The organism is Nocardiopsis endophytica, assembly GCF_027706725.1.
In the GTDB taxonomy this organism is placed as follows: Bacteria; Actinomycetota; Actinomycetes; order Streptosporangiales; family Streptosporangiaceae; genus Nocardiopsis_A; species Nocardiopsis_A endophytica.
The window spans coordinates 1-25,060 of the sequence record NZ_JAQFWQ010000105.1 but is presented as its reverse complement, the minus strand read 5'-3'; the positions used below and the strand labels follow the sequence as shown (position 1 = coordinate 25,060).

The 25,060-nt window shown below is 73.9% G+C and carries 23 protein-coding genes; 12 read left to right on the top strand and 11 right to left on the bottom strand.

The window, feature by feature from the left end:
* Positions 1 to 1,177 precede the first annotated feature (1,177 nt).
* Positions 1,178 to 1,486, bottom strand: a complete 309-nt coding sequence (locus tag O4J56_RS26005; protein ID WP_017626082.1) for a hypothetical protein — start codon at positions 1,484 to 1,486, stop codon at positions 1,178 to 1,180.
* 202 nt (positions 1,487 to 1,688) lie between these two features.
* Between O4J56_RS26005 and O4J56_RS26000 the strand changes: the two genes are divergently transcribed.
* Entirely contained in the window at positions 1,689 to 2,006 is a 318-nt protein-coding gene (locus O4J56_RS26000; RefSeq protein ID WP_270689412.1) for a DUF6412 domain-containing protein, read from the top strand.
* Positions 2,007 to 2,076: 70 nt separating this feature from the next.
* Positions 2,077 to 2,826 carry a YidC/Oxa1 family membrane protein insertase gene (locus O4J56_RS25995; protein ID WP_270689411.1) on the top strand — a complete coding sequence of 250 codons (750 nt, stop codon included), beginning with the start codon at positions 2,077 to 2,079 and terminating at the stop codon, positions 2,824 to 2,826.
* A 28-nt stretch (positions 2,827 to 2,854) separates the two neighbouring features.
* Here the strand turns inward: O4J56_RS25995 and O4J56_RS25990 are convergent, their stop codons facing one another.
* From O4J56_RS25990 to O4J56_RS25975, 4 genes are all read right to left on the bottom strand, one after another.
* The gene (locus O4J56_RS25990; protein WP_270689410.1) at positions 2,855 to 3,562 is read right to left on the bottom strand and encodes a superoxide dismutase family protein; all 708 of its coding nucleotides are present in this window, start codon (positions 3,560 to 3,562) and stop codon (positions 2,855 to 2,857) included.
* Positions 3,563 to 3,655: 93 nt separating this feature from the next.
* Positions 3,656 to 4,144 (bottom strand): DUF3291 domain-containing protein, encoded by a 489-nt coding sequence (locus O4J56_RS25985; protein ID WP_270689409.1) that lies wholly within the window; start codon positions 4,142 to 4,144, stop codon positions 3,656 to 3,658.
* A gap of 33 nt (positions 4,145 to 4,177) precedes the next feature.
* Complete coding sequence (locus O4J56_RS25980) at positions 4,178 to 4,939, bottom strand: helix-turn-helix transcriptional regulator (RefSeq protein WP_270689408.1); 762 nt, start codon at positions 4,937 to 4,939, stop codon at positions 4,178 to 4,180.
* The gene (locus O4J56_RS25975; protein WP_270689407.1) at positions 4,936 to 6,510 is read right to left on the bottom strand and encodes a cation:proton antiporter family protein; all 1,575 of its coding nucleotides are present in this window, start codon (positions 6,508 to 6,510) and stop codon (positions 4,936 to 4,938) included. The genes O4J56_RS25980 and O4J56_RS25975 overlap by 4 nt, the downstream gene beginning before the upstream one ends.
* Positions 6,511 to 6,689: 179 nt before the next feature.
* Between O4J56_RS25975 and O4J56_RS25970 the strand changes: the two genes are divergently transcribed.
* The 8 genes from O4J56_RS25970 to O4J56_RS25935 all read left to right on the top strand — a co-directional run bounded on the left by O4J56_RS25970 (position 6,690) and on the right by O4J56_RS25935 (position 16,068).
* Complete coding sequence (locus tag O4J56_RS25970) at positions 6,690 to 7,325, top strand: YigZ family protein (RefSeq protein ID WP_270689406.1); 636 nt, start codon at positions 6,690 to 6,692, stop codon at positions 7,323 to 7,325.
* Between the two features lie 237 nt (positions 7,326 to 7,562).
* A complete protein-coding gene (locus O4J56_RS25965; RefSeq protein WP_270689405.1) occupies positions 7,563 to 9,026 on the top strand; it encodes an outer membrane protein assembly factor BamB family protein in 1,464 nt (487 codons plus the stop codon).
* Between the two features lie 90 nt (positions 9,027 to 9,116).
* A complete protein-coding gene (locus O4J56_RS25960) occupies positions 9,117 to 11,003 on the top strand; it encodes a methylmalonyl-CoA mutase subunit beta (RefSeq protein ID WP_270689404.1) in 1,887 nt (628 codons plus the stop codon).
* On the top strand, positions 11,000 to 13,246 hold the full coding sequence (gene scpA / locus O4J56_RS25955) for a methylmalonyl-CoA mutase (RefSeq protein ID WP_270689403.1): 2,247 nt from the start codon (positions 11,000 to 11,002) through the stop codon (positions 13,244 to 13,246). The genes O4J56_RS25960 and scpA overlap by 4 nt, the downstream gene beginning before the upstream one ends.
* Positions 13,243 to 14,256 carry a methylmalonyl Co-A mutase-associated GTPase MeaB gene (gene meaB, locus O4J56_RS25950; RefSeq protein ID WP_270689402.1) on the top strand — a complete coding sequence of 338 codons (1,014 nt, stop codon included), beginning with the start codon at positions 13,243 to 13,245 and terminating at the stop codon, positions 14,254 to 14,256. The genes scpA and meaB overlap by 4 nt, the downstream gene beginning before the upstream one ends.
* Before the next feature lie 231 nt (positions 14,257 to 14,487).
* The gene (locus O4J56_RS25945) at positions 14,488 to 14,856 is read left to right on the top strand and encodes an STAS domain-containing protein (protein WP_017626093.1); all 369 of its coding nucleotides are present in this window, start codon (positions 14,488 to 14,490) and stop codon (positions 14,854 to 14,856) included.
* A gap of 21 nt (positions 14,857 to 14,877) precedes the next feature.
* Entirely contained in the window at positions 14,878 to 15,540 is a 663-nt protein-coding gene (locus tag O4J56_RS25940; RefSeq protein ID WP_270689401.1) for a class I SAM-dependent methyltransferase, read from the top strand.
* 9 nt (positions 15,541 to 15,549) lie between these two features.
* Positions 15,550 to 16,068, top strand: a complete 519-nt coding sequence (locus O4J56_RS25935; protein WP_270689399.1) for an NUDIX hydrolase — start codon at positions 15,550 to 15,552, stop codon at positions 16,066 to 16,068.
* On the opposite strand, the gene O4J56_RS25930 is transcribed toward O4J56_RS25935, so the two are convergent.
* The 5 genes from O4J56_RS25930 to O4J56_RS25910 all read right to left on the bottom strand — a co-directional run bounded on the left by O4J56_RS25930 (position 16,055) and on the right by O4J56_RS25910 (position 20,839).
* A complete protein-coding gene (locus tag O4J56_RS25930; protein WP_270689397.1) occupies positions 16,055 to 16,456 on the bottom strand; it encodes a PIN domain-containing protein in 402 nt (133 codons plus the stop codon). The two genes, O4J56_RS25935 and O4J56_RS25930, sit on opposite strands and share 14 nt — an antisense overlap.
* Positions 16,453 to 16,701, bottom strand: coding sequence for a type II toxin-antitoxin system CcdA family antitoxin (locus O4J56_RS25925; protein ID WP_270689396.1), 249 nt, complete (start codon positions 16,699 to 16,701; stop codon positions 16,453 to 16,455). The genes O4J56_RS25930 and O4J56_RS25925 overlap by 4 nt, the downstream gene beginning before the upstream one ends.
* A 136-nt stretch (positions 16,702 to 16,837) precedes the next feature.
* Positions 16,838 to 18,349 carry an NCS1 family nucleobase:cation symporter-1 gene (locus O4J56_RS25920; protein WP_270689394.1) on the bottom strand — a complete coding sequence of 504 codons (1,512 nt, stop codon included), beginning with the start codon at positions 18,347 to 18,349 and terminating at the stop codon, positions 16,838 to 16,840.
* Positions 18,350 to 18,446: 97 nt separating this feature from the next.
* Positions 18,447 to 20,012, bottom strand: a complete 1,566-nt coding sequence (locus O4J56_RS25915; RefSeq protein WP_270689392.1) for an NCS1 family transporter — start codon at positions 20,010 to 20,012, stop codon at positions 18,447 to 18,449.
* A gap of 32 nt (positions 20,013 to 20,044) precedes the next feature.
* Positions 20,045 to 20,839, bottom strand: coding sequence for an aspartate/glutamate racemase family protein (locus tag O4J56_RS25910; RefSeq protein ID WP_270689391.1), 795 nt, complete (start codon positions 20,837 to 20,839; stop codon positions 20,045 to 20,047).
* A 142-nt stretch (positions 20,840 to 20,981) separates the two neighbouring features.
* Here O4J56_RS25910 and O4J56_RS25905 point away from each other — a divergent pair, with 142 nt between their 5' ends.
* A complete protein-coding gene (locus O4J56_RS25905; RefSeq protein WP_270689389.1) occupies positions 20,982 to 21,659 on the top strand; it encodes a helix-turn-helix domain-containing protein in 678 nt (225 codons plus the stop codon).
* 179 nt (positions 21,660 to 21,838) lie between these two features.
* Here the strand turns inward: O4J56_RS25905 and O4J56_RS25900 are convergent, their stop codons facing one another.
* The gene (locus O4J56_RS25900) at positions 21,839 to 23,389 is read right to left on the bottom strand and encodes an SLC13 family permease (RefSeq protein WP_270689388.1); all 1,551 of its coding nucleotides are present in this window, start codon (positions 23,387 to 23,389) and stop codon (positions 21,839 to 21,841) included.
* Positions 23,390 to 23,633: 244 nt separating this feature from the next.
* On the opposite strand from O4J56_RS25900, the gene O4J56_RS25895 reads away from it, so the two are divergent.
* Positions 23,634 to 24,584 (top strand): TAXI family TRAP transporter solute-binding subunit, encoded by a 951-nt coding sequence (locus O4J56_RS25895; RefSeq protein WP_270689387.1) that lies wholly within the window; start codon positions 23,634 to 23,636, stop codon positions 24,582 to 24,584.
* Positions 24,585 to 25,060: the final 476 nt, after the last annotated feature.

Sequence of the window (25,060 nt, the reverse complement as noted above, 5' to 3'; positions counted from 1 at the left end):
TGAGATCGACGCTTTTGGGCTGATCAGGCGTCGGTTTCACGACCCAGGATGGCCCTGGGGCGCCAGAGAGGCCCGGATCGGGGGTTCCGGCCGAGCCCATACCGGCACGGCGCCCCGTTTGTCCGGTTCCAAGGGCGCCGGACGCCCTCCTGCGCCCTGTTCGGCGCCCGGACCGGCCTTGCGGGCGGCGCGGGCGTGCGGTCATCGCGATACCAGAACGGGATTCGGCCCCAGAAGGCCCCTAAATGGCGCATCGGAGCCGTTTGCCGGGCCCGGCGTCACTGCGTGTAGGCGATATCGGCCCCTCGTGGGCCCCGGGTGTACGGCCGAGGGGCCCGGGTGGCCTCGTCGCCGCCCCGGACGGGGATCCCGGCAGGTCGAACGGGTACGAATCGGGCATTCTGTTCCCGAATCCCGTTCTGGTGTCGCCGTGTTCGGCGCCCCGGGGCCTTGGCGGGTGTCGCCGAGCGCGCATCCCGCCCCTCCCCCCCCTTAACGCGGAGTGTTTGCCCAGGTCATAGCCGTGCCGGGGTCCGCGGTGCGGGCCCGCCGACCGTCACGGGGCGGAAGAGCGCGCCCCCCGCCGACCGAGCCGCCCATCCGGACCATCCGGGGCCCGCCGGACGGCTGGCGGGGCCGGGGAACCGCCCGGCTCTCTCCGTCGCCGCCCATCACGGTGACCGCACACGCCCGCCAGCCGACAGCGCTGCAGATAGGGCCGCTGCCCTTCGTCGTTGCCGCCTTCCACGGCGACCGCGCACACGCGCCGCGGCCGACAGCGCTGCCGCAAGGACCGCTGACCTTTGTCGTCGCCGCCCTTGCGACCTTGCACTCCGGTTGCCCGCCGCCCGGGTGGGGGCCGTGAGTGGGGTACCTGTTCAGCCGTCTGCATGAACCGCGAGCTACCGGACGGACGGTTGGTACGGCCGGGGAACCGCCCGCTTCTGCCGTCGCTGCCAAGCCCGGTGACCACGCACACGCCCGACGCCCGACGACGCTGCAGGTAGGGCCGCCCACCTGTCCTCGTCGCCGCCAAGCCCGGTGACCACGCACACGCCCGACGGTCGACGGTGCTGCCTCAAGGGCCGCCCGCCTCGGGTGTCGCCGCTCCGCCTCGCACTCCGACGGCCCGCCGCCCGGCCGGGGCCGCAAGCGGGGGACCTGCTCTTCCGGTGTCTCAGCCCAGGACGATGGCGCCCGCCAGGACCGGGACGCCGAAGGTCACGGGGCCCGTGCCGGTGGCGTCGGCCTTGCCTCCCTGGCAGCTCGTGCCCTTGAACAGGGCGAATCTGGTCGCCTTCTCCGTCTCCACCGACACCACCCCGCCCTGCTCGGCGTCCAGGCGGCGGCAGCCGCCGCCCTCCACCTCCTGGCGGTGGCCGGACTCGAACACCACCACCGCGCTGCCCGGGCCGCCCCGCGTCCCGGCCTTCGCGCCGGCGATGGTGGCGGACATGGTGGCGAGGTTCGCGGAGCGGATCGGCACGGCGGTCCCTTCGGAGCGGCGGGGGTGATGGTCACGTGTCGTGATTATCGGTCGCCCTACGTGGTCGATCGCACTCCATCGGAGGTGTGTCGCCCGATCGGGTGAAGTGCCGGGAACTCTGCGCGCCCGTTTTACGTCGGAGGGGGCGTAACGTCGGAAGGAAACGTGACCACCGGCGGCGCTGAGAGGAGGGGGCGCGGGCATGGCCTTCATCTACGCGCTGTTCACCGCGCTCCTCCTCGGTCCCTCCGGGTGGGCCCCCGGCGGCGCCCCCGTCACCGACGGGTCGGCCCCGCTGCTCGGCGCGGTCGCCCTGCTCGCCGTCGTCACCGTGAGCACCGCCCTGGCCTGCGCCGTCGTGCGCGGGCTCAGCGCCTTGTTCCTCCCCGACTCCGGCGAGGCGCGCCGCGGCTCCATGCGGCGCCGCTCCGACGCCGCCCCCGTTCCCCCGCAGCGCGATCCCGACGCCGCGGGCAAGCCCCGTCCGAGGGCTCCCGGCGCGGTCCCCGTGGCCGCCTGACCGCCGCCCCCTGCGGCGGAGCGCGGCCGCGTCCGGCGACCACCAGCCGACCCGCCGCCGAGGGGTTCCCATGTACACGTTCGGACCGATCGCGGCCGCCATCGCCGCGGCCTCCACCGCCGTCTCCGCCATCACCGCCCTGCTCGCCCCGCTCTTCGGGGGCGCCGCGGCCGCCGCCGCGGTCATCGCCCTGACCATCCTCGTCCGCCTGGCCGTGCTGCCCCTGTCCCGCGCCCAGGTGCGCGCCGAGAAGCAGCGCGCCCGCCTGGCCCCGCGCATCCGCGAGCTCCAGCGCAAGCACGGAAAGAACCCGCAGCGCCTGGTCGAGGAGCAGCAGCGGGTCTACGCCGAGGAGGGCACCACGCCGCTGGCCGGGTGCCTGCCGATGCTCGCCCAGACCCCGGTGTTCCTCGTCCTCTACGGCCTGTTCATCAGCCCCGAGGTCTCCGGCGGCCCCAACGGCCTGCTGGAGCACACCCTGGGCCCGGTGCCGCTGGGCGCCACCCTCACCGACGCCCTGGCCGCCGGCCCCGGGGCGGTGGCGGTCTTCGCCGTGCTCATCGCCGCGGTCGCCGCCGCCGCGTGGGCCTCGCGCAGGTGGCTGACCCTGCCCGCGATGCGGCAGGCCGGGCCGGGGGCCGACGGCGGGGGCCGGGACGGCGCCCCGGCGCTCCCGGGCATGGGCGTGATGACCTACCTGCCGTTCATGACGGTCGCCGTCGCGGCGGTGGTCCCGCTGGCCGCCGGGCTCTACCTGGCGACCAGCACGGCGTGGGCGGTCGGGGAGCGCCTGCTGCTCAGGCGCCTGGTCAAGGCGTGAGGCACGGCCCCTCGCGGCGCCGGGCGGGTCAGAGCTTCACGTTCACGCAGGCCAGGCGGTCACCGGCGGAACCCGCCTCGCCCTCGCCGGTCTTGGTGTGCTGGTCGTGGATCACCAGCGACTTCATCTCCCCGGAGCGCGGGGCCCAGTCCACGTCCGCGTCGGAGTCGGCGTTGCCGTCGGAGTCGGTGGTGAAGTCCAGCCACACCTCGTTGTCGTCGTTGGCGTACTTCGGGTCGGACGAGGGCTGCTCGGGGTCCTTCTGGTCCTGGTAGTGCGGCCCGGAGTCGTCGGGCTTCTCCCCGCAGGCCCCGGTGTGCATGTGCGCCCCGTAGTCGCGGTCGGGCGTCAGCCCGGTGACGCGGAGCGAGAACTCGGTGCCGCCGTCGTCGCCCTCCTGGTCGTCGGCGTCCTCGTCCGCTCCCTCGTCCGCGCCCTCCGAGGAGATCGCCAGCTCCACACCCGCCCCGGCCGGGACCGCGTCCTCGTCGTAGGTCACCGCGGCCGCCCCCTCGGAGTAGGGCTCGAACTCCTCGCTCACGTCGGCCAGATTCGCCTGCGCCTCCTCGGTGCCGCCCCCTTCCTCCGTGGGGGAGGGCGACGACTCCTCTCCGGCGCCGTAGCTGCCCCCGCCTCCGCCGCCGTTGCCGTCCCCGCCGCCGTCGCAGCCCGCCGCGAGCAGCGGAAGCAGCGCCAGTCCGGCGATCGTCCGGGTCAGGTGCCGTGTCAGGTCCATGTCGTCCACCCCTGGATGAGCCGAGTCGCTGTCGCCGATGGTAGCTACCCTGAGTGCGACCGGTGACACGCTGAGCTTCATCCGGGGCGGCGCCTACCCCGGCTCGGTGACGCGCTCCCGCCCGGTGTGGGCCCCCGGCGCGGGGTAGGGGTCCCGGAAGGTGAACGCGTCCGGCCCGGGGCCGTTCGCCCTCAGGAGTTCGAGCCGCTCCCCGCCCTCCTCCGGTGTCGGGAGCCGCCCCGCCGGCACCCACCACAGGACCAGGCCCGGGCGCCCCAGGGGGACGAACCAGTCGCGCCGCCGCCGGAGGAGGTCGAGGTGGTCGGCGCTGCGGTAGGTGAAGGCGCGCAGCGACTCCACGTCCTCCCACACCGACATGTTGACGATGACGTCCGGTCCGAACGGGCGGGTGGCGGTGGCGTCGTTCGCGCCCTCGTCGGTGAGGCGCCAGACGAACCCCGGCGCGGCGTCGGCGAGCGCGTTGACGGGGTCCAGGGCGGTGACGAAGTCCGCCATCGAGGGGTCGTCGAGCGGGGCGCGGAGGGCGCCGATGTTCATCTGGGCGAGGTGGTGATCGCTCATGCCGGTCAGCAGAGCACGGCGCGCGCCTCTATGTCAATCTTCATTGTTTTTAGAGATGGCGACGCAGCATCCCCCCGGCTCCGGGGCCGTCCGCGCCTGGAACCCGCCCCACCGCTCGACCGTCCCGCGCAGCAGCTCCAGGTTCATTCCGCAGGTCAGCGGCGGGAAATCGGCGGCCAGCGACCGGAACGGGCAGTTGCGCAGGCGCACTTCGCCACCCTCGCCACCCTCGCCGCCCTCCTGCCCCGCGGCCGGAGCGACCGGCTCGTACCCGCACGCGGCGAGCGCGCGGGCCACCTCCTCCAGCCGGACGGGCGCCCCGGCGCTCCCCGCGCCCTCGGCCTCCGCCGCGCGCCGCCGCCCCTCCTCGCGCGCGACCGCGTACAGCGCCTCCTCGGCCCCCGCCCGCTCGACCGCCTCGGCGAGCAGCCGCGCCGCCGCCTCATAGTCGCGCGGCGGCAGGTGCAGGCTCACCTCCTGCCCCGAGCGCCGGTACACCTTCGCCGGGCGGCCGGCCCCCGGCCCCTGCCGCCCGGAGAGCCGCCGCCGCTCCACTTCCAGCAGCCCGGCCCCGGCCAGCCGGTCCAGGTGGAACGCGGCCAGCGTGCGGGTGATCCCCAGGGCCTCGGCGGCGTCGCTCCGCCCCGCCTCGCCCCGCTCGCACACGTACCGGTAGAGCCTGCGCCGCACCGGGTCCGCCAGCGCCCCGGCCGCGCCGATCGCCCGTTCGCCGAACGCTTCTCCGGCCGCCGTGCCCCCGGGGCCGTCCGCCGTGCCCGCCGTGTCCTCCGTCATCCCTCCATTGTGCGGCGCACCGCGTCGTCGGCGAGGGCGCGGCCCGCCTCCCCGTACAGGTGGTGCACCTCGTCGGCGCCGCGCGCCCGCAGCTCGCCGATCTCCTCGGCGTGGGAGACCACCCCCGCCACCACCGGGCGGTGCCCGGTGGCGCCCAGGCTCTCCAGCGCGGCCAGATTGCCCCGCTGGTGGGGCATGGCCAGGATGACGAGCCCGATCTCCTCGGACAGGGAGAGCCGGTCCCAGAAGTCGGAGTCCGTGGCGTCGCCCTCCACGACCCGGTAGCCCGCCCTGCGCAGCCGCGCCACCGTCGCCGGGTCGTGCTCGACGCCGACCACCGCGACCCCGTGCGCCTCGCGCAGCCGGTCGTAGGCGCCGCGCCCGACCCGGCCCATGCCCAGCACGACGGCCCGCGCCCCGGACAGGTCGATCGGCCGGTCCCCCGGCACCAGGACGGCCCGCTCGCGTCGCCGCAGCCACGGTCCGACGGAGCGGTAGATCCGCTCCCCGCGCGTGTTCACCGGGGCCGAGACCAGGAAGCTCAGCGCCACGGCCAGCGCCGTCGCCGCCAGCCGCTCCTCTGTGAGCCACCCCCGCTCCACCGCCGACGCCACCACGACCAGCCCGAACTCCGAGTAGGTGCCGAGCACGGCTCCGGCCAGCAGCGACGTGCGCCCGCGCAGCCGGAAGCACAGGAACAGCGCGGTGAACAGCGCCCCCTTCAGCGGGAGCAGGACCAGCAGGGCGGCCGCCAGGCCCACCGTCTCCCAGGCGGGCACCCCGGCCAGCCCGATGCTCAGGAAGAACCCCACGAGGAAGAGCTCCTTGAGGGAGAAGAGCATCTTCGCCAGGTCGGGGGCGTTGGCGGCCGGGGCCAGCAGGACGCCCAGGGCCAGTGCCCCCAGGTCCCCCTTGACCCCCACCAGCTCGAACAGGGCGTACCCGAGCACCAGCGCGGCCACCACCCCGAACAGCGCCTGCATCTCCCCGTGGCCGATCCGGTCCAGCAGCCGGCGCAGCAGCGGGGCCGCGGGGACCAGCAGCGGCAGCAGCAGCGCCCAGGGGCCCGGCCGGGTGTCGGTGGAGGCGGCGATGAAGACGACCGCGAAGACGTCCTGCACGATCAGGACGCCGATGGCCACGCGGCCGTAGAGCGACCCCAGCTCGCTGCGGCCCTGCAGCACCTTCACGGCGAACACGGTGCTGGAGAAGGACAGCGCGAACCCGAGGAGCAGCAGACCGCTCCACGCGGTGCCCTGGAGCAGGGGGAGCCCGGTCAGCCCGACCGCCCCGAGGGCGAGTGCGGCCACCGCCACCGAGAGGCCCATGTGCAGGGTCGCCGGACCCCACACCTCGGGCTTGAGCAGGCTGCGCACGTCCAGCTTCAGGCCGATCGTGAACAGCAGCAGCGTCACACCCAGATCGGCGATGCCCTCCAGCTCCGGCGTCGGCCCGTAGCCCAGGCCGCTGAGCACGAACCCGGCGACGAGGAACCCCACGAGCGGCGGCAGCCGGACGGCCGCGGCGGCGAGCCCGCCGGCGAAGGCGGCGACGATGAATGCGGCCTCCATGGTCCCCCCTCGCTCTCCAGCGGCCGTGCCTTCGCAGCGCAGCGCGGCCTTCGGGCGAGCGTCAAGAGATCGTAGGAGATCCCGTCCGACGCGTACACGGGACATGGTCCCCCGTGTGGGGCCGACTCCTCCGCAATGCACCTTTTCCGGGCGAGCCGGGGCGTACGATCGGAGCGCCTATGAGAACGATCAGCCGCGATGGCGAGCACGAACTCGACATCAAGAAGTCCCGGTTCCTCTGCGCGATGGCCCGTGTCGGTTCGGAGGACGAGGCGCGCGCCTTCATCGCCGAGCGGCGCAAGGCCCACTGGAGCGCCAACCACAACTGCAGCGCCTACGTCCTCGGCGAGGACGGCGGCGTGCAGCGCTCCAGCGACGACGGCGAGCCCTCCGGAACCGCCGGGGTGCCCATGCTGGAGGTGCTGCGCCACCGCGGGGTGACCGACGCGGTCGCGGTGGTCACCCGCTACTTCGGCGGGGTGAAACTGGGCGCGGGCGGGCTGATCCGGGCCTACGGCGGCGCCGTGTCCGCCACCCTCGACTCCCTGGGACTGCTGGAGCGCCGCACCCTCCTCGTGGTCGCGGTGATGGCCGACTACCTGCAGGCCGGGCGCCTGGAAAGCGAGCTGCGCACCTCCCCCTACACGGTGCGGTCCGTGGAGTACGGCGCCGACGTGCGCATCGACGTGGCGCTGCGCGAGGAGGAGCTGGACGGCTTCCGCGCCTGGCTGGCCGAGGCCACCGCCGGGCAGGCGGTCTGCGAGGTCCAGGGCAGCACCGTCGTGGAGGTCCCGCCGGAGCCCGGCGCGGATTGAAAAGGCGCGCGGACAGGCAGGTGTGCTCTGCGTTGATCTCGGGAGAAAGGACGCTACCGGGCCGCTTTCAGGGGCGCTTTTCCCGAGATCAACGGCGTAGGCGCGGCGTTCGGCGGCGGAGCCGGCGGGGCTGGGCCGCCGCGGCCCGCCCCGCCCATCCGCGTCTGAGGGGCGTGTTCGCCGAGCCCTCGGCGTTCTAGGATTCGGTCTACGGAACGTCGTCCTAGGGAGTGGGCAATGCGCACCACGCGGCGGGCCCCGCGGGCGGCCACCGCGGGCGCCGTGTTCGTCGCGGGGGCCGTGCTCCTCGGGAGCGGTGCGTGCACCCCGGACGAGCCCGACCCGCCGGACACCTCGCCCCGCCCCCTGCCCACCGCCTTCGAGGGCGAGCGGCCCCCGGGCGTCGAGGGCGACCCGGTGCGGCACCTGCACGGTCCCGGCGCCGACGGCCCCGACATCCTCGACGACGACATGGGCGTGCGCATCCAGGCGCTCGGCGACGCGTTCCTGATCAGCTCCAACAGCGAGGAGCGCCACCTTCTCCAGCGCGCTTCGGACGGCGAGACCCTCTGGCAGGGCGAGCAGCGGGTGGACGGCTTCACCCGCACCGCCGACGGCGGCCCCGCGCTGCGCCTCACCGGCGAGGGCGGCGCGAGCGTCGTCGACGACGAGGGCGAGACGGTCTGGGAGGGCGGCGGACGCGACGTATACGTGCCCGGGTTCTCGGTCCACCGCCCAGAGGAGTGGTCGCCCGAGGACCCCCACGGCGCGTTCGCGGTGAGCGGCCCCGATGGCGGCGACCCCCTCTGGGAGTACACGTTCGAGGAGCCGGACGACTCGGCCCCGGACCCCGAGCGGATGGGCGTGCCCGTCGCCGCTGACGACGGCGTCCTCCTCCTGGACGACGGCGCCGGGCTGCTCCAAGCGCGCGACCCCGAGGACCCCGGCGAGCCCCTGTGGAGCGTGACCGGGGACGACTCCGACCTCCTGGGCGATGGCGCTGTCCCCCGCCCCGCCCCCCAGGTCGTCGGCCACTATGCGCTGCCCGCCCCTGAGGACGGCTCGACCGAGGAGGACTCACCCGGGGACGAGGGTTCGGACGGTGCCTCGGACGAGGCTTCGGAAGGCGCCTCGGACGGGGCAGAGGAGTCCCCGACCCCCTCGTCCGGGGACGACACCGCCCCCGACGGCTCCGAGGCGACCGTGCGCGGGGTCCTCGTCCGCTGGACCCGCCCCGAGGAGCCGTCCCTGCTCTCCATGCACGACCTGCACACCGGCGAGGTCGTGTGGACCCTCCAGGAGCCCGGCACCAACCCCGCCGACCCCGACTTCGCCCCCGACCCGCTCGCCGGGGCCGTCCTCGACCCCGGAACCGGCACCCTGATGCTCCCGCAGGCCGGCGGCCGCACTCCGATGGTCGCGCTCGACACCGCCACCGGCGACCTCCTGTGGGAGTTCGAGGGCCAGGACGAGCGCGCCCTGTCCGTCGCCTTCGCCGCGGGCGGGTTCGTCTACGCGGACGCGCGCGGCGCCGACGACACCGACAGCACCCAGGTCGTCCTGGAGGCGCCCTCCAAGGACGAGGCCGCCGAGGGGCTCGACTCCTTCGTCGAGGCGGTCAGCGCCGACGGGTACGCGGTGGTCGTGCACGACCGGCAGCGCTTCGTCTTCGCTCCGCCGGACGCGCCGGACGGGGACTGAACCCGCGTTCTCGGGGCACGTGGTCCCCGACACACTCTGCGCACCCCCGCTCTGCCAGCCGCAGAACCCCGTTCTATAGCATCTCGGAGTATGGACATGCCGGACAGTCAGACGGGCGGCGACCCGGTCCCGGGATCCGCGTTCCCGCACGCCTCGCATGAGCAATGGCGGTCGCTCGTCGCAGGGGTGCTGAAGAAGAGCGGCGTCGAGGTCGGGCCGGACGCCTCGGAACCCGAGGCGATGCTGGCCTCCGCCACCTACGACGGCATCACCCTCAGCCCCCTCTACACCCCCGAGGACGGCCTCGACTCCGGCTTCCCCGGCCTGGCCCCCTTCACCCGGGGCGGGCGCCCCGAGGGCGCCGCCGCCTCCGGGTGGGAGGTCCGCCAGCTGCACGCCGACCCCGACCCGGCGCGGACCCGCGGCGCCGTGCTCGCCGACCTGGAGAACGGTGTCGGCGCCCTGTGGCTGCGGGTCGGCGACGGCGGACTGCCCCCCTCCGGCCTGCGCGAGGCCCTCACCGACGTGTACCTGGACATGGCCCCGGTCCACCTGGAGCCCGGCGCCGACCACCGCGCCGCCGCCGACGCCCTGCTCGGGGTGTGGGCCGACGCCGGCGCCGACTCCGGCGCCACCGGCGGCCTGGGCATCGACCCGCTGGGCACGCGGATGCGCGGGCGGTCCGCCGACCTGGCCGACGCGGCCGCCACCGCCCGCGGGCACGCCGACCGCCACCCCCGCCTGCTGCTGATGGCGGCCGACGCCACCCCCGTGCACGACGCGGGCGGCTCCGAGGCCCAGGAGCTCGGCACCGCCATGGCGGTCGGCACCGCCTACCTGCGCGCCCTCACCGAGGCCGGGATGGGCCTGGCGGAGGCGGCCGGGCGGATCGAGTTCCGCCTCGCCGCCTCCGCCGACCAGTTCCTCACCATCGCCAAGCTGCGCGCCGCCCGCGCCATGTGGGCGCGGGTGTGCGAGGCCTGCCACCTGACCGAGGAGCACCGGTCGATGCGGCTGCACGCGGTCACCTCGGCGGCGATGATGACCCGCCGCGACCCGTACGTGAACATGCTCCGCACCACCCTGGCCTGCTTCGGCGCCGGGGTCGGCGGCGCCGACGCGGTCACCGTGCGCCCCTTCGACTCCGCCCTGGGCCTGCCCGACGGGTTCGCCCGGCGCATCGCCCGCAACACCCAGTCCCTGCTGGTGGAGGAGGCCGGCCTGGCGCGGGTCATCGACCCGGCCGGGGGGTCGTTCTTCGTCGAGCGGCTCACCGCCGACCTCTACGCCAAGGGGTGGGCGTTCTTCCAGGAGCTTGAGGCCGCCGGGGGGCTGCCCCGGGCCCTGGACTCCGGGCTGCTGCGGGACCGGGTCGACGAGGTGTGGGAGCGCCGCCGCGACGCCGTGGCCCACCGCGCCGACCCCGTCACCGGCGTCAGCGAGTTCCCGCTGCTCACCGAGGAGCTGCTGGAGCGCGAACCGGCCCCGGCGCCGCGCGCCGAGGAGGCCGAGCGGTCGGTGCTGCCCGCCCGCCGCTACGCCGAGGAGTTCGAGGAGCTGCGGGACGCCGCCGACGCGCACCGGGACGCCACCGGTGCCCGCCCCGCGGTCTTCCTGGTCACCCTGGGTCCGGTGGCCGCGCACACCGCCCGCGCCGCGTTCGCCGCCAACCTGCTGCAGGCCGGCGGCATCGAGCCGGTGGGCGGCGGCACCACCGGCGGCCCGGACGAGGCGGCCGCCGCCTTCGCCGAGGCCGGGGCGCAGGTGGCCTGCCTGTGCTCCAGCGACGCGCTCTACGACGAGCACGCCGCCGAGGCGGTCGAGGCCCTGCGCCGGGCCGGGGCCCGCCGGGTCCTGCTCGCCGGGACGCCGGACGGGGAGCACCGGGCCGCCGGCGCCGACGGCTTCCTCCACGCCGGGGCCGACGCCCTGGGCCTGCTCAAGGAACTGCACGAGACGCTAGGGGTGGGGCGATGAGCACAGGTGCGGGCGGCGGCCGGGAGGCCATCCCCGACTTCAGCACGGTCCCGCCGGGCGGCACCGCCCCGGCGGCGGGGGCCCACACCCCGGAGGACTGGCGGGCGGCGCTGGCCGAGGCCACCGGCAAGGGGCCGGACGCGTTCGTGTGGGAGACCCCCGAGGGGATCGGGGTGCGGCCGCTGTACACCCCCGCCGACACCGAGGGGCTGGGCTTCGTCTCCGGCTACCCGGGCATCGCCCCCTACCTGCGGGGCCCCTACCCCACCATGTACGTCAACCAGCCGTGGACGGTGCGGCAGTACGCGGGGTTCTCCACCGCCGAGGAGTCCAACGCCTTCTACCGGCGCAACCTGGCCGCCGGGCAGAAGGGGCTGTCGGTCGCCTTCGACCTGGCCACCCACCGCGGCTACGACTCCGACCACCCGCGCGTGGCCGGCGACGTCGGCATGGCCGGGGTGGCGATCGACTCCATCTACGACATGCGGCAGCTCTTCGACGGCATCCCGCTGGACCGGATGAGCGTGTCGATGACCATGAACGGCGCGGTGCTGCCGGTGATGGCGCTGTACATCGTCGCCGCCGAGGAGCAGGGGGTGCCGCCCGAGAAGCTGGCGGGGACCATCCAGAACGACATCCTCAAGGAGTTCATGGTCCGCAACACCTACATCTACCCGCCCGCGCCGTCGATGCGGATCATCTCCGACATCTTCGCCTACACCTCGAACCGGATGCCCCGGTTCAACTCCATCTCCATCTCCGGCTACCACATGCAGGAGGCGGGGGCCACCGCCGACCTGGAGCTGGCCTACACCCTGGCCGACGGGGCGGAGTACATCCGCGCCGGGCGCGGCGCCGGGCTCGGCGTGGACACGTTCGCGCCCCGGCTGTCGTTCTTCTGGGCCATCGGCATGAACTTCTTCATGGAGGTGGCCAAGCTGCGCGCGGCCCGGCTGCTCTGGGCCGACCTGGTGCAGGGGTTCGGGGCCGAGAACCCCAAGTCGCTGTCGCTGCGCACGCACTCGCAGACCTCGGGCTGGTCGCTCACCGCCCAGGACGTGTTCAACAACGTGGTGCGCACCTGTGTGGAGGCGATGGCCGCCACCCAGGGCCACACCCAGTCGCTGCACACCAACGCACTGGACGAGGCGCTGGCGCTGCCCACCGACTTCTCGGCGCGCATCGCCCGCAACACCCAGCTCGTGCTGCAGCAGGAGTCGGGCACCACCCGCAGCATCGACCCGTGGGGCGGCAGCCACTACGTCGAACGCCTCACCGCCGACCTGGCGCGCCGCGCCCGCGCGCACATCCGGGAGGTGGAGGAGGCCGGCGGCATGGCCGCCGCCATCGACGCCGGGATCCCCAAGATGCGCATCGAGGAGGCGGCCGCCCGCACCCAGGCGCGCATCGACTCGGGCCGCCAGCCGGTCATCGGGGTCAACAAGTACCCGCCGGACACCCCCGACGAGATCGAGGTCCTCAAGGTCGACAACAGCCGGGTGCGGGCCGAGCAGCTGGAGAAGCTGCGGCGACTGCGCGAGGAGCGCGACGAGGACGCGACCCGCGCCGCCCTGGAGCGGCTGTCCGAGGCGGCGGCCAAGGACTCGGGCGGCGGCTCCCTGGAGAACAACCTGCTGGCGGCGGCGGTGGACGCGGCGCGGGCCAAGGCGACCGTGGGGGAGATCTCCGACGCCATGGAGCGGGTGTTCGGGCGCCACTCCGGGCAGATCCGCACCATCCAGGGCGTCTACCGGGAGGAGGCGTCGTCGGCGAAGGGGGCCGCTGAGGCGATGGAGAGCGTCGCGGACAAGGTGGCGGCGTTCGAGGAGCAGGAGGGGCGCCGCCCCCGCATCCTCGTCGCCAAGATGGGCCAGGACGGCCACGACCGGGGGCAGAAGGTGATCGCGACCGCTTTCGCCGACCTGGGCTTCGACGTGGACGTGGGCCCGCTGTTCCAGACCCCCGAGGAGGTGGCCGCCCAGGCGGCCGAGGCCGACGTGCACGTCGTCGGGGTGTCGTCGCTGGCGGCGGGGCACCTGACGCTGGTCCCGGCGCTGCGCGAGGCGCTGGCCGCGCACGGGCGCGAGGACATCATGGTCGTCGTCGGCGGGGTGATCCCCCCGGCGGACCACGCGGCGCTCGCCGAGATGGGCGCGGCCGCCGTCTTCGGGCCCGGGACCGTGATCGCCGAGGCGGCGGGGGGACTGCTCGACCGGCTCGCCGCCGGGCTGGGGCACGAGTGAGCGGGCGCCGGATCGACGTCGGCGCCCTGGCCGAGGGCGTCCTGGCGGGCCACCGGCCCACCCTGGCCCGGGCGATCACCCTGGTCGAGTCGCGGCGGCCGGACCACGCCGAGCGCGCCCAGGAGCTGCTCGCGCGGCTGCTCCCGCACGGCGGCAAGGCGCACCGGGTCGGCGTCACCGGGGTGCCCGGCGTCGGCAAGTCGACCTTCATCGACGCGCTCGGCTCCGCGCTGACCGGGCGCGGCCACCGGGTGGCGGTGCTGGCGGTCGACCCCTCCTCCACCCGCACCGGGGGCAGCATCCTCGGCGACAAGACCCGGATGGCCCGGCTGGCGGTGGACCCGCACGCGTTCGTGCGGCCCTCGCCCACCGCCGGGACGCTGGGCGGGGTGGCCCGCGCCACCCGGGAGACCATGGTGCTCATGGAGGCCGCCGGGTTCGACGTGGTGCTGGTCGAGACGGTCGGGGTGGGCCAGTCGGAGGTGGCGGTCGCCGGGATGGTCGACTGCTTCTGCCTGCTGGCCCTGGCCCGCACCGGCGACCAGCTCCAGGGCATCAAGAAGGGCGTGCTGGAGCTGGTCGACGTGGTGGCGGTGAACAAGGCCGACGGGCCGCACGCCGACGACGCCCGCAGGGCCGCCCGCGAGCTGGGGCGGGCGCTGCGGCTGCTGCGGCCGGTGCACGAGGTGTGGCGGCCCCGGGTGCTGACCTGCAGCGGGCTCACCGGCGACGGCCTGGACGAGGTGTGGGGGGCGGTGCTGGACCAGCGCGCCGCCCTGGAGGAGTCGGGGGAGTTCGCCGAGCAGCGCAGCCGCCAGCAGGTGGAGTGGATGTGGTCACAGGTGCGCGACCGGCTGATGGACCGGCTGGTGCACGACCCCGGCGTCGCCGCGGAGGTGCCGGGCCTGGAGGAGGCCGTGCGCTCGGGGGAGCGGACCGCCACCCAGGCCGCCGAGCGCATCCTGGACCGGTTCTCGCGCGGCTCCGGCGGCCCACCGGGCGGCGCCTGATGACGCAGGCCACAGCGCACACGGGGTTCACCGGTCCGTGCGCGGACGAAAATAACTTCCGGATCGGCATTCCCGAGACGCCGATCGGCTAATACCGTGGGTGGTCAGGGATGCGCGCGCGACCGGCGAGGGGAGCCGGGCGCCCACCCGGGTGACGGGTCGGGCGGCCCCGGCCGCGCGGTCGGGCCGTATGGGGACCCCTCACCATCAGTGGGGCTGGGAGGAGTGAACGTGCACAGGCTTGGGCTCGGCACCCGGGTCGAGAACCACACCGTGATCGTCACGGTGGAGGGAGACCTCGACATCGCGACGGCCGGGGATCTCCAGGAGCATGTGACGGAGGCCGTGGGCGAGCACGGCCCGTGGCTGATCCTGGATCTGAGCGCGCTGGAGTTCATGGACTCCAGCGGGCTGAACGCCGTCATCCACATCTACCGCGCGGTCAAGGAGCGGGGCGGCAGCCTCGCGCTCGCCGCGCCCAACGACCGTGTGACCAAGGTGGTCCGGCTGGTCGGGCTGCACCGGCAGGTCCCGGTGCACCGCACCGTGCCGGTGGCCGTGAGCGCCATGAAGGCGCTGGAGGCCAAGCAGGCCGGCTGACCCCCGATCGAGGCCCGTCCCGTGGACCTGTCCTGGAACCACAACGCGCACTACCACGGCCTGCTGCTGGGCCGGGTCCCCCGTCCGTGCGCCCGCGCCCTCGACGTGGGCTGCGGGGACGGGCGTTTCGCGCGCCTGCTGGCCGGCGTCGCCGGCCAGGTCGACGCGATCGACCCGGACCCGCGGATGGTGGACGCCGCCCGCCGCCGGACCCCCGGCCGGCTGGACGTGCGCTACACCAAGGCGGCGCTGGGCGAGATCGACCTGGAGCCCGGCGCCTACGGGTTCGTGTCGGCGATCTCCTCCCTGCACCACCTCCCGGCCGCCGAGTTCGGCGGTGCGCTGCGCCGCTTGGAGGCGGCGCTGGCGCCCGGCGGCGTGCTCGCCGTGCTGGGGCTGTACAAGGAGGAGACCGCGAACGACCGGGCCGCGTCGGCCGCCGCGCTGCTGCCGCAGTGGGCGATGGGCGGCGCGCTGGCCGCCGGGCGCGCCCTGACCGGGGTGCCCGACCCGGACGAGCCGGGGATGCCGGTCGCCGAACCGGAGATGGACCTGCGCCGCATCGCCGCCGAGGCGGGCCGGGTCCTGCCGGGGGTACGGGTGCGGCGGCTGCTGTTCTGGCGGTACTGCCTGTTCTACACACGCCGTCCTTCCCCTGGGCCCCGGGAGCCGTCCCGGCGATAGTGTCGCGGCATGGCCACACCCGACTTCATCCTGCGGCTGCGCAAGCACGTCGGCCACGAGAAGCTCTTCCTCACCGGTGTGACGGGCGTCGTCATCGGTGACGGCACCGTCGGCGACGAGGGGGCGGTGCTGCTGCACCGCCGGGCCGACGGCGGGGCCTGGTCGCCGCCGGGCGGCATCCTGGAGCCGGGCGAGCAGCCCGCCGAGGCGCTGGTCCGCGAGGTAGAGGAGGAGACGGGCATCGTCGCGGTGCCCGAGAGGGTGGCGAGCGTGGTCACCGGGGACCCGTTCACCTACGACAACGGGGACGTGGTGCAGTTCGTCGACATCGCCTTCCGGTGCCGCCCCGTGGGCGGCCGGATCCGGGTCGACGGCGACGAGTCGCTGGAGGTGGCCTGGTTCCCGATGGACGGCCTGCCCCCCATGGCCGACCGCGTCCTCGCCCGCATCCACCACGCCCACGAGGACGGCGGGGCCTGGTTCGTGCCGGCCGGCCCCGGTGACGGCACACCGATCACACGGGGATGATCCCGACTCGGTCCCCGCACAGGCGCATGAGGTCATCGGCATCGGACGTCAGGAGTGCCACCGGCCGCGGCTGACGCAGGGCGACCTCCGCGACGGTGGCGTCGATGGCGTGCTTGTGGCCGTGTACGCCTGCCTCCTTGAGCAGTGCAGCCGCTGCCTTGGCCGACTTCTCCGTCACCGGTTCGATCCTGATCTGGGAAAGTACCCAGTTCAAGCGAGTGAGGTTCGACCGCGCATGGCTCACTTCGATGATGGTGTTGGCGCTGATGACGAGCCTGCTCCGAGCGGAACTGAACTTCTTCAGCATGGACTCGACCCTGCGATCGTTCTCCACCCAGGCCGAGAGGCCCTGGGAGTCGAGGACGACGCTGGCCACCGTGGTCGTCAAGCCGCCTTCCTCTCGGTGTCCCGGCGGAAGGCGGCATCGATGCGCTCTTGTGCCTCTGCGAGTTCCTCCTCAGTGAACTCTCCGTACGCCTCTTCATGGCGCCGGAGCTCTTCCTCCAGGAGGTCGTGGCGGATCTGTTCGGCGACCGCCTCCGCGACGTAGCCCGAGAGGTTGTCGGTCAGCTTCCGGAGCTGCTCGGCTTGATCGGTCGGGAGGGTCACTGTGATGCGTGTGGTGTCGGCCATGCTTCGAGCATACTCGGGTATGCGCGCTGTGTCCGGGGAATCGTGAGATCCGCGCTCACTCGACAGGACCTGGCCCGGCCCGGTGCCGGGGCACCGGGCCGGGCCTGCGCGCGGGCCGGTCCGCCTCGGCCGCGCGTCACTCGGCCGAGACGGCCTCCCGGACCTTGCCGCGCATGATCGCCCAGTGCAGGACGGCGCCCAGGGCGGCGCCCAGGATCCAGGCGAAGCCGGACAGGAACTCCAGGGCGGGCAGCCAGACGGCGGCGATGGAGAACACCGACGCCGCGGCGAACACCGCCATCGCCCGCAGGTTCCACCCGCGCGTGTAGTGGTAGGGGCCGTCGGGCGACGAGGAGTACAGGGCCTTCACGTCCAGGCGCTGCCGCCGGATCAGGTAGTAGTCGGCGACGATGATCCCGAACAGCGGCGCCAGCACCGCGCCCAGGGTGTCCACGAACGCGGCGATGCCGATGCCCTCGATGAACGCCACCCACAGGCCGCCGATCACGAAGCCCACCGCCGCCGTGATCAGGCCGCCGGTGAAGGCGTTGATCTTCCTCGGCGCCAGGTTGGCCAGCGCGTACACCGGCGGGATGAAGTTGGCGACCAGGTTGATGCCCACCGTGGCCACGAAGAAGGTCAGCGCCGCCACCACGGTGAGGGCGGTGTTGTCCACCTGCTCCACGATGTCGGAGGGGTTGGTCAGCGCCTCGCCGTACAGCACCCCGGTCCCGGCGGTGATGACCAGCGCCAGGAACGAGAACACGGCCAGGCTGACCGGCAGCCCCAGCAGGTTGCCCACCTTCATCGACCGCTCCGAGCGGACGAACCGCGAGAAGTCGCCGTAGTTCACCACGACCGCCGCGAAGTAGGCCACCATCGTGCCCACGACCGCGAAGAACGCGCTCACGCCGCCGTTCGCCTCGGTCGCCTGGGCCCCGGAGCCGGAGAACACGGTGCCGATCTCGGAGAGCAGCCCGCCGCCGGCGCGCCACCAGATCACCCCCATCAGGGCGATCATCACCACGTAGACGGCCGGACCCGCCCAGTTCAGGAAGGTGCCGATCCACTGCATGCCGCGCACGAAGAGGCCGAGCTGGAACAGCGCGACGATGGCGTAGGACAGCCAGCCCACTGCGGACATCCCCAGGAACGCCGCGTCCGGTCCGGGGCCGAACAGGGCGGTGATCATCAGCGCCACCGCCGTGGAGGCGAAGTAGGTCTGGGCGCCGTACCAGAACACCGCGGTGATCGCCCGCAGCATCGTCGGGAACTGGGTGCCGTAGACCCCCAGGGAGGCGCGGGCGACCACCGCGTAGGGGATGCCGTGCCGGACGCTGGGGCGGCCGACCAGGTTGCACAGGAACATGATGATGACGCCGGCGAGCATGATGCCGCCGAACACCGCCCACCCGTTCAGCCCGTAGGACACGAAGAGGGTGGCGGCGAGGGTGTAGCCGAACAGGCTCTGGATGTCGTTCGACCACACGTTGAAGATCTCGAACCAGCCCCAGGTGCGCTTCTTCTCCGGGAGCGGTGCGATGTCGTCGTTGTACAGCGCCGGGTCGGCGCCGTCGGGGACGGCCGGGTGTGCGGCGGCCGCCGGTTCGGTGGCGGCCGATGGGGCCGTCGTCGTCGGGTCGGTCATGGCGGGTCCTCGAATAACGGGCGGGCTCGGAGGCGGACGAGCGTTGCGGACGGGACGGTGGAGCGGCGGGGCGCGGGCGGACGCGCCCCGCCGCCCCTCAGATGTCGGAGCGGGCCCGGTCCTGGGGCAGCTCGGCGACCGTGGGACGGGAGAAGGAGTCGGTCGCCGAGTCGTAGACCCAGCTCGCCCCGACGCTGGTGGCCAGGTACTCGTCCGGCCGCTCGGCGTCGATCTCGGCCTGCGGGTGGCGCGGCAGGATCCACGCCTTCATCAGGACGAGGTAGACGGCGAAGGCGACCGGGAAGCCGATGATGTAGGCGTAGTCGGGCTGCCAGAGCGCGATGGCCGAGGCGGAGAACCAGGCGATCAGCGCCGCCGGGTTGAAGCCGCGGGCGTACCGGTACTGCCCGTCGGGGCGGTACAGGTCGGGCACGTTCACCCGGCGCCGGCGCAGCACGTAGTAGTCGGCGATCATGATCCCGGCGATGGCGGCGATGAACCCGCCGTAGTAGCTCAGGAACGTGAACAGGTTCTCCAGCAGCAGCCAGGGCATCACCGCGGTGCCGACGACGCCCGCCAGCACCACGCCCATCCGGTAGGACAGCCGGGGCGCGAAGGCGTTGACGAAGTTCAGCGCGGCCGGGACCACGTTGGCGGCGGTGTTGGTGGACCACTGGGCGAGCAGCACCATGACCAGCAGCACCCCCAGCACGGCCCCGGTGCTCTGCTCGCGGATGACGTCGATGGGGTTCCAGTTCCCGGTGACGATGAAGGAGACCGCGCCGATGAAGGCGATCCAGGTCTGCATCACGGGCAGCACCGCGAACTGGGCCACGATGACGTTGCGGTTGCGGCGTAGGAAGCCGCGCCGCCCGGGGGCGGTGGCCACGAACCGGGTGATGTTGGGGATGTCCACCGCCAGCGGCGCCCACACCACCATGTTCACCAGGAACAGGGCGATCAGGGTGGTGTCGCCCTCGCTGGCGAACGTCCAGATGTTGGTCCCCTCCAGGTCGGCCACGCCGTCCAGGGTCAGGTACATCCACAGCGAGATCGCCAGGATGCAGGGGGCCGCCAGGGAGGCCAGCCGCTCCACCGCCTTGATGCCGAGGGCGACGTTGACCACCTGCACGGCCAGGAACACCGCGTACCACAGGGGCCAGAAGGCGAACCCGGTCCAGTACTCGACCAGGCCGTTGATGGCCAGGGCGCCCAGGTAGGTCTGGATGCCGAACCAGCAGGCGGCGACGAGGCCGCGGGAGACCGACGGGAAGTGGGTGCCGACGGTGCCGAACGGGGCGCGCAGGTAGACGGCGAAGGAGAGCCCGTGCTCGGTGCCGATGTCGGCGGTCAGGGTCATGATGATGGCGAGCGCTGCGGTCGCGGCGAAGACCACCGCCATGACCTGGGACAGCGGGACGCCGCCCTCGACGCCGTTGGCGCCGTACTGGAAGGTCACGATGACCACCGCCAGGCCCACCCAGATCCAGGCGAACCCCCACACCGAGATGGGGCGCTGGGTCAGCCAGGTGGGCAGGATGGCCTCTTCGAGCAGGTGGTTCACGCGGCCGCGGCCGCTCGGGGCGACGTCGCCGTCGGGTGCGGGACCGCCGCCCGGCGGCGGGGCGCCGCCGGTACGGCTGCCAGGGACCGGCGCTTCCATGGGGGATCCTCGCAATCTCCGGGCGGGCCGGGCTATCTCGTGTGCGCGGGGCAGGCGGAGGAGGGAGCGGACAGGCCGTCGGCGGCGTCGGCGGCGGCGTTCAGGGCGGTGCTCAGCGGCCAGTGGGCCACGTGCTTGGGGCGGGGCGGCGCGTAGGCGCCCCGGCGGCTGGTGGACAGGCCCAGCCCGACCAGGGACTCGGCCAGGGCCACCCCGGCGGCCACGCCGTCGACCACCGGTACACCGGTGGCCTCGCGGACCGCGTCGGAGAGCCCGGCCATCCCGGCGCAGCCGAGGACGATGCTGTCGGCGCCGTCCTCCTCCACGGCGCGCTCGGCCTGGGCGGCGATGGCGCGCAGCGCGGCTCCGTGGTCGCGCTCCAGCTCCAGCACGGGCAGGCCGCTGGCGCGCACCGCGGCGCACCGCGTGTCCAGCCCGGCCTGGCGGAGCCGGGCGCGGATCTGCGGGACCGTGCGCTGCAGGCTGGTGACCACCGCGTACGCGCCGCTCACCAGGCAGGCGAGCTGGGCGGCGGCCTCGGTGATGTCGACGACGGGGACCGGGCACAGCTCCTGCAGCCCCTCCCGGCCGTGCTCGCCGAACCCGGCCTGGACGACCGCGTCGTAGGGGCCGTCGTAGGAGGCGACCCGGTCCATGACCGCCACCGCGGACAGGTAGCTCTCGAAGTTCCCCTCGACCGATTCGGGGCCGAAGCGCGGGGTCAGCGCAACGATCTCGGTCCCCGGGCGGGCCGCGGACCGGGCCTCCTCGGCCAGGGCGCGGGTCACGCGCTCGGAGGTGTTGACGTTGACCAACAGGATGCGCATGGGGTCCTTCCGTCCGGGGCTCGGCGGCCTGTACTGGGCGGACGGGCGGGACGTGTGATGCCCGCCACGTGATGTGAAGCTATAACTTCACGAGCTATAAAGCAATGGCTTCACGTGACCGACATCTATACTTAACAGCGCCATGGACGACTCCCCGGAAGCCAGCGACGCCGCCACCGCCCTCGCCCGCGCAGGATTCGATGAACAGCGCTTCGGCGAGCGGATCCGAGAACTCCGCACCCGGCGGGGCCTGTCCCTGCGGGTGCTGGCCGAGCGGCTCGGCATCAGCGCCAGTGCCCTCTCCCAGATCGAGCGCGGCAAGATGCGCCCGTCGGTCACCCGGCTCTACCAGATCCTCACCGAGCTCGACGCCCCCATGTCCTCGGCCTTCGGCGAGGAGCCCGCGGACGCCGGGGACGGCGGCGACACCGCGGCGCCCGGGTTCCCGCAGTTCCCCGAGGACCCCGGCGGCACCGGCGCCCCCGACGGGGTGCAGCTCGTCCGGCGGGACGAGGCCGCCACCCTGGAGCTGGACCACGGGGTGCGCTACCGGCGGCTGTCCCCCGCGGGCGTCCACGGATTGAACTATTTCGAGTCGGTGTACCCGCCCGGGGCGTTCTCCAGCCAGAACGCCGAGTACGTGCGCCACCGGGGCCAGGAGATCGGCAACGTGGTCAGCGGCGTGCTGACCGTGGACGTGGGCTTCGAGACCCACGAGCTGCACCCCGGCGACTCGATCATGTACCCCTCCACGACGCCGCACCGGATCTCCAACCAGGGGACCGAGACGGCCGTGGCGATCTGGCTCAACATCGGCTGACCCCCGCCCGCGCCGGCGCACCTGCGCGGGCCCGCCCGCGTCGGCGCACCCGCGTCGGCCCCCGCCCCTCCCCGGACATGGAGGAGGGCGGTGCCCCGCGTGCTGGGAGGGGTAGACGCACGCGGAACACCGCCCTCGGGCGAGAGGGGCCGGAGGGGACGGCCCTTCCCGCGGCCGCCCTAGAGGGCGAAGTCGAGGAACCGGCCGGCGATCGTGTACATCACCAGCATGATCAGCGCGAGGGCGATCACGTTCAGCACGGCGCCGCCGCGCATCATCTGGCGGATGGTCACGTGGCCGGAGCCGAACACGATCGCGTTGGGCGGCGTGGCCACCGGGAGCATGAAGGCCAGCGACGCGGCCAGCACCGCCGGGACGATCAGGGTCATCACATCGGCGCCCACACCGGCCGCCACCCCGGCCATCACCGGGACGAAGGTCGCGGCGGTGGCGGTGTTGCTGGTCAGCTCGGTCAGCAGCAGCACCACGGCGGCCACGATGAGCACCAGAACCCACAGCGGCACCGGGATGCCCCCGACCTGCTCGCCGATCCAGCCGCTCAGGCCGCTCTCGTCGAACCGCTTGGCCAGGCTCAGGCCGCCGCCGAACAGCAGCAGGATGCCCCAGGGGAGCTGCGCGGCGGTCTCCCAGTCGAGCAGCCGGGAGCCGTCGCCCTTGCCCGCGGGGGCGATGAACAGCAGCACCGCCACCGTCATGGCGATCCCGGCGTCGCTGATCGAGCCGAGCCACGGGGCGGCCTCGCCGACGGACGAGTCGGCCAGCAGCGGGATCCCGATCCAGGAGGCGGCGGCGAGCAGGAACATCGCCAGAACCGACTTCTCCTGCAGCGACATGGGGCCCATCGCCCGGAGTTCGTCGCGGATCAGCTCGCGCCCGCCGTTCAGGTCCTTGATCGTGGGCGGGAACACCAGGCGGGTCAGCACCAGCCAGGCCAGCACCAGGAAGACCGCGGCCAGCGGGAGGCCGACCAGCATCCACTGGCCGAAGCCGACCTCGATGCCGTGGTTCTCGGACAGGTAGCCGACCATGAACGCGTTGGGCGGGGTGCCGATGAGCGTGGCCACCGAGCCGATGGAGGCCGAGTAGGCGATGCCGAGCATCAGCGCGGTGGCGAAGTTGGGGTCGGTGCGCCCGTCGCGCAGCTGCGCCACCATGCCGATCACGGCCACGCCGATGGGCAGCATCATGATGGTGGTGGAGGTGTTGCTCACCCACATCGTGATGAAGCCGGTGGCCAGCATGAACCCGGCGATGAGCATGGTCGGGCTGCTGCCCATCGCGGCGACGATGGTCAGCGCGATCCGCCGGTGCAGGTTCCACTTCTGCATGGCCAGGGCGAGCATGAACCCGCCCATGAACAGGAAGATGATGTCGCTGGCGTAGGGGGCGGCGACGTCGCCGATGTCCGCGCCGGCCAGCACCGGGAACAGCACCAGGGGCACCAGCGCGGTGGCGGCCAGCGGGATCGCCTCGGTCGCCCACCAGACGGCCATCAGGCCGGCGATGCCGGCGGTCACCTTGCCCTCGGCCGGAAGTGAGTCCGGCAGCAGCAGGATGAGCAGGCCCATCACCGCAAGACCGGTGACCAGGCCGATGGCCTTGCCGGTGAACGAACCGCCGTTGCCCGCCTTCCCGGAGTCCTCGCCGGTGCTCCCGGGGGACGTGGACGCGGGGGCGTCAGGGGTGTCGGATCCCTGGCCGCTCGACATGGCGCGTGCCTCCTTGAAACGCGGGGCAGGGGTCGTGCGGAGTGTGCGGTGGCCGCGGGCGATGCCCCGCTGTCGTCGCGGTCACACCGTGAGCGTGGTCACTGTGGCGGGGGACACGCAAACATCGGTGAAAAACTTGGGATTCCTCTGACGTTTCCCCATCCTTCCGTGTTCGCCCGGGGACGCGCGGTGAGCGGGGGCGGCCCGGCCGGGGCACCGGGAGCGGCATGTCTATCCTGCTCACATGGGGACCGAACGGGGGACGCCCGGGCGGCGCGCGGTGCTGCGCGGCGCCCTGGCCGTGCTGGCGGCGGGCGCGCTGGCGCCGGCGGCCGAGGGCTGCTCCGGCCCGGCCCCCGACCCCTACCCGCGCCTGGTGCTGGCCACCGGCCCACCCGGCGCCGTCTACCGGGAGATCGGCGGTGCCCTGGCCGAGGAGCTGCGCACCACCCTGCCGGGCACCGAGGTGGAGGTGCGGGGCACCCGCGCCTCGACGGAGAACATGCGGCTGCTGGGGGAGGGGGCGGCGCAGATCGCGCCGGTCAGCCTGGACTCCGTGCCGGGGGACGCCGAGGGGATGGCGGCGCTGTGCCGCCTCTACGACAGCTACCTGCACCTGATGGTCCCGGCCGGCTCCGGCATCCGCGGGCTGGACGACCTGGAGGGCGAGCGGGTCTCGTTCGGGGCCGACGACTCGGGCACCGAGTACACGGTGCGCCGGCTGGTCGAGGCGACCGGCGCACGGCTGCACGGCGTCCTGATGAACCAGGCCGAGTCGGCGACGGCGCTGGAGGAGGGGCGGATCGCCGCGATGTTCTCGCTGACCGGCATCCCGACCCCGGCCATCACCGACCTGGCCGGACGGACCCGCCTGCGCGCGGTGGACCTGGGCGGCGCGGCCGACCTGATGGCCGAGGAGGAGCCGGGGGTGTACCTGCCCGCGGTGCTCCCGGCGAGCGGGTACGAGGGGGTGGCGGCGACGCCGACCCTGACCGTGCCGAACATCCTGCTGGCCCGTGCGGACCTCCCCGACGACGTGGCGGGGACGGTCACGGCGACGGTGTTCACCCGCTCCTCGGAACTGGCCGCCCGCCGCCCGGAGGCGGCCCAGATCAACATCCGCACGGGCATCGCGACCGGGAGGATCCCCCTGCACCCGGGGGCGGCACGCTGGTTCCGCGAACAGAAGCTCTGAAGGGGGAGGCGGACCATCGGCCCCGTCCCGGCGGGCGGCGGTCCAGGCCGGCGGGGCGGACCAGCAGGTACCCCGCTTGCGGGACCGCCCGGGCGGCGGGCCGGTGGAGTGTGAGGCGGGAGGGCAGCGACGAGGACAGGTGGGCGGCCCTTCCGGCAGCGCTGTCGGCTGCGGCGCGTGTGCGTGGTCGCCGTTGATGGGCGGCGACGGAGCGAGCGGGGCGGTTTCTCGGCCGCCCCGGCCGTCCGGCGGGCCCCTGATGGTCCGAGGAGGCGGGGCGGTGGGCGGGGTCCGCGCTCTTCCGCGCCCGTGGCGGTCGGCGGGCCCGTACCGCGGACCCCGGCACGACTGTGACCTGGCTGAACACTCCGCGTTAAGGGGTGAGAGGGGCGGGATGCACGCTCCGCGACGGCCGCCAAGACCCCGCGGCGACGAACACGGCGATACCAGAACGGGATTCGGGAACAGGATGCCCG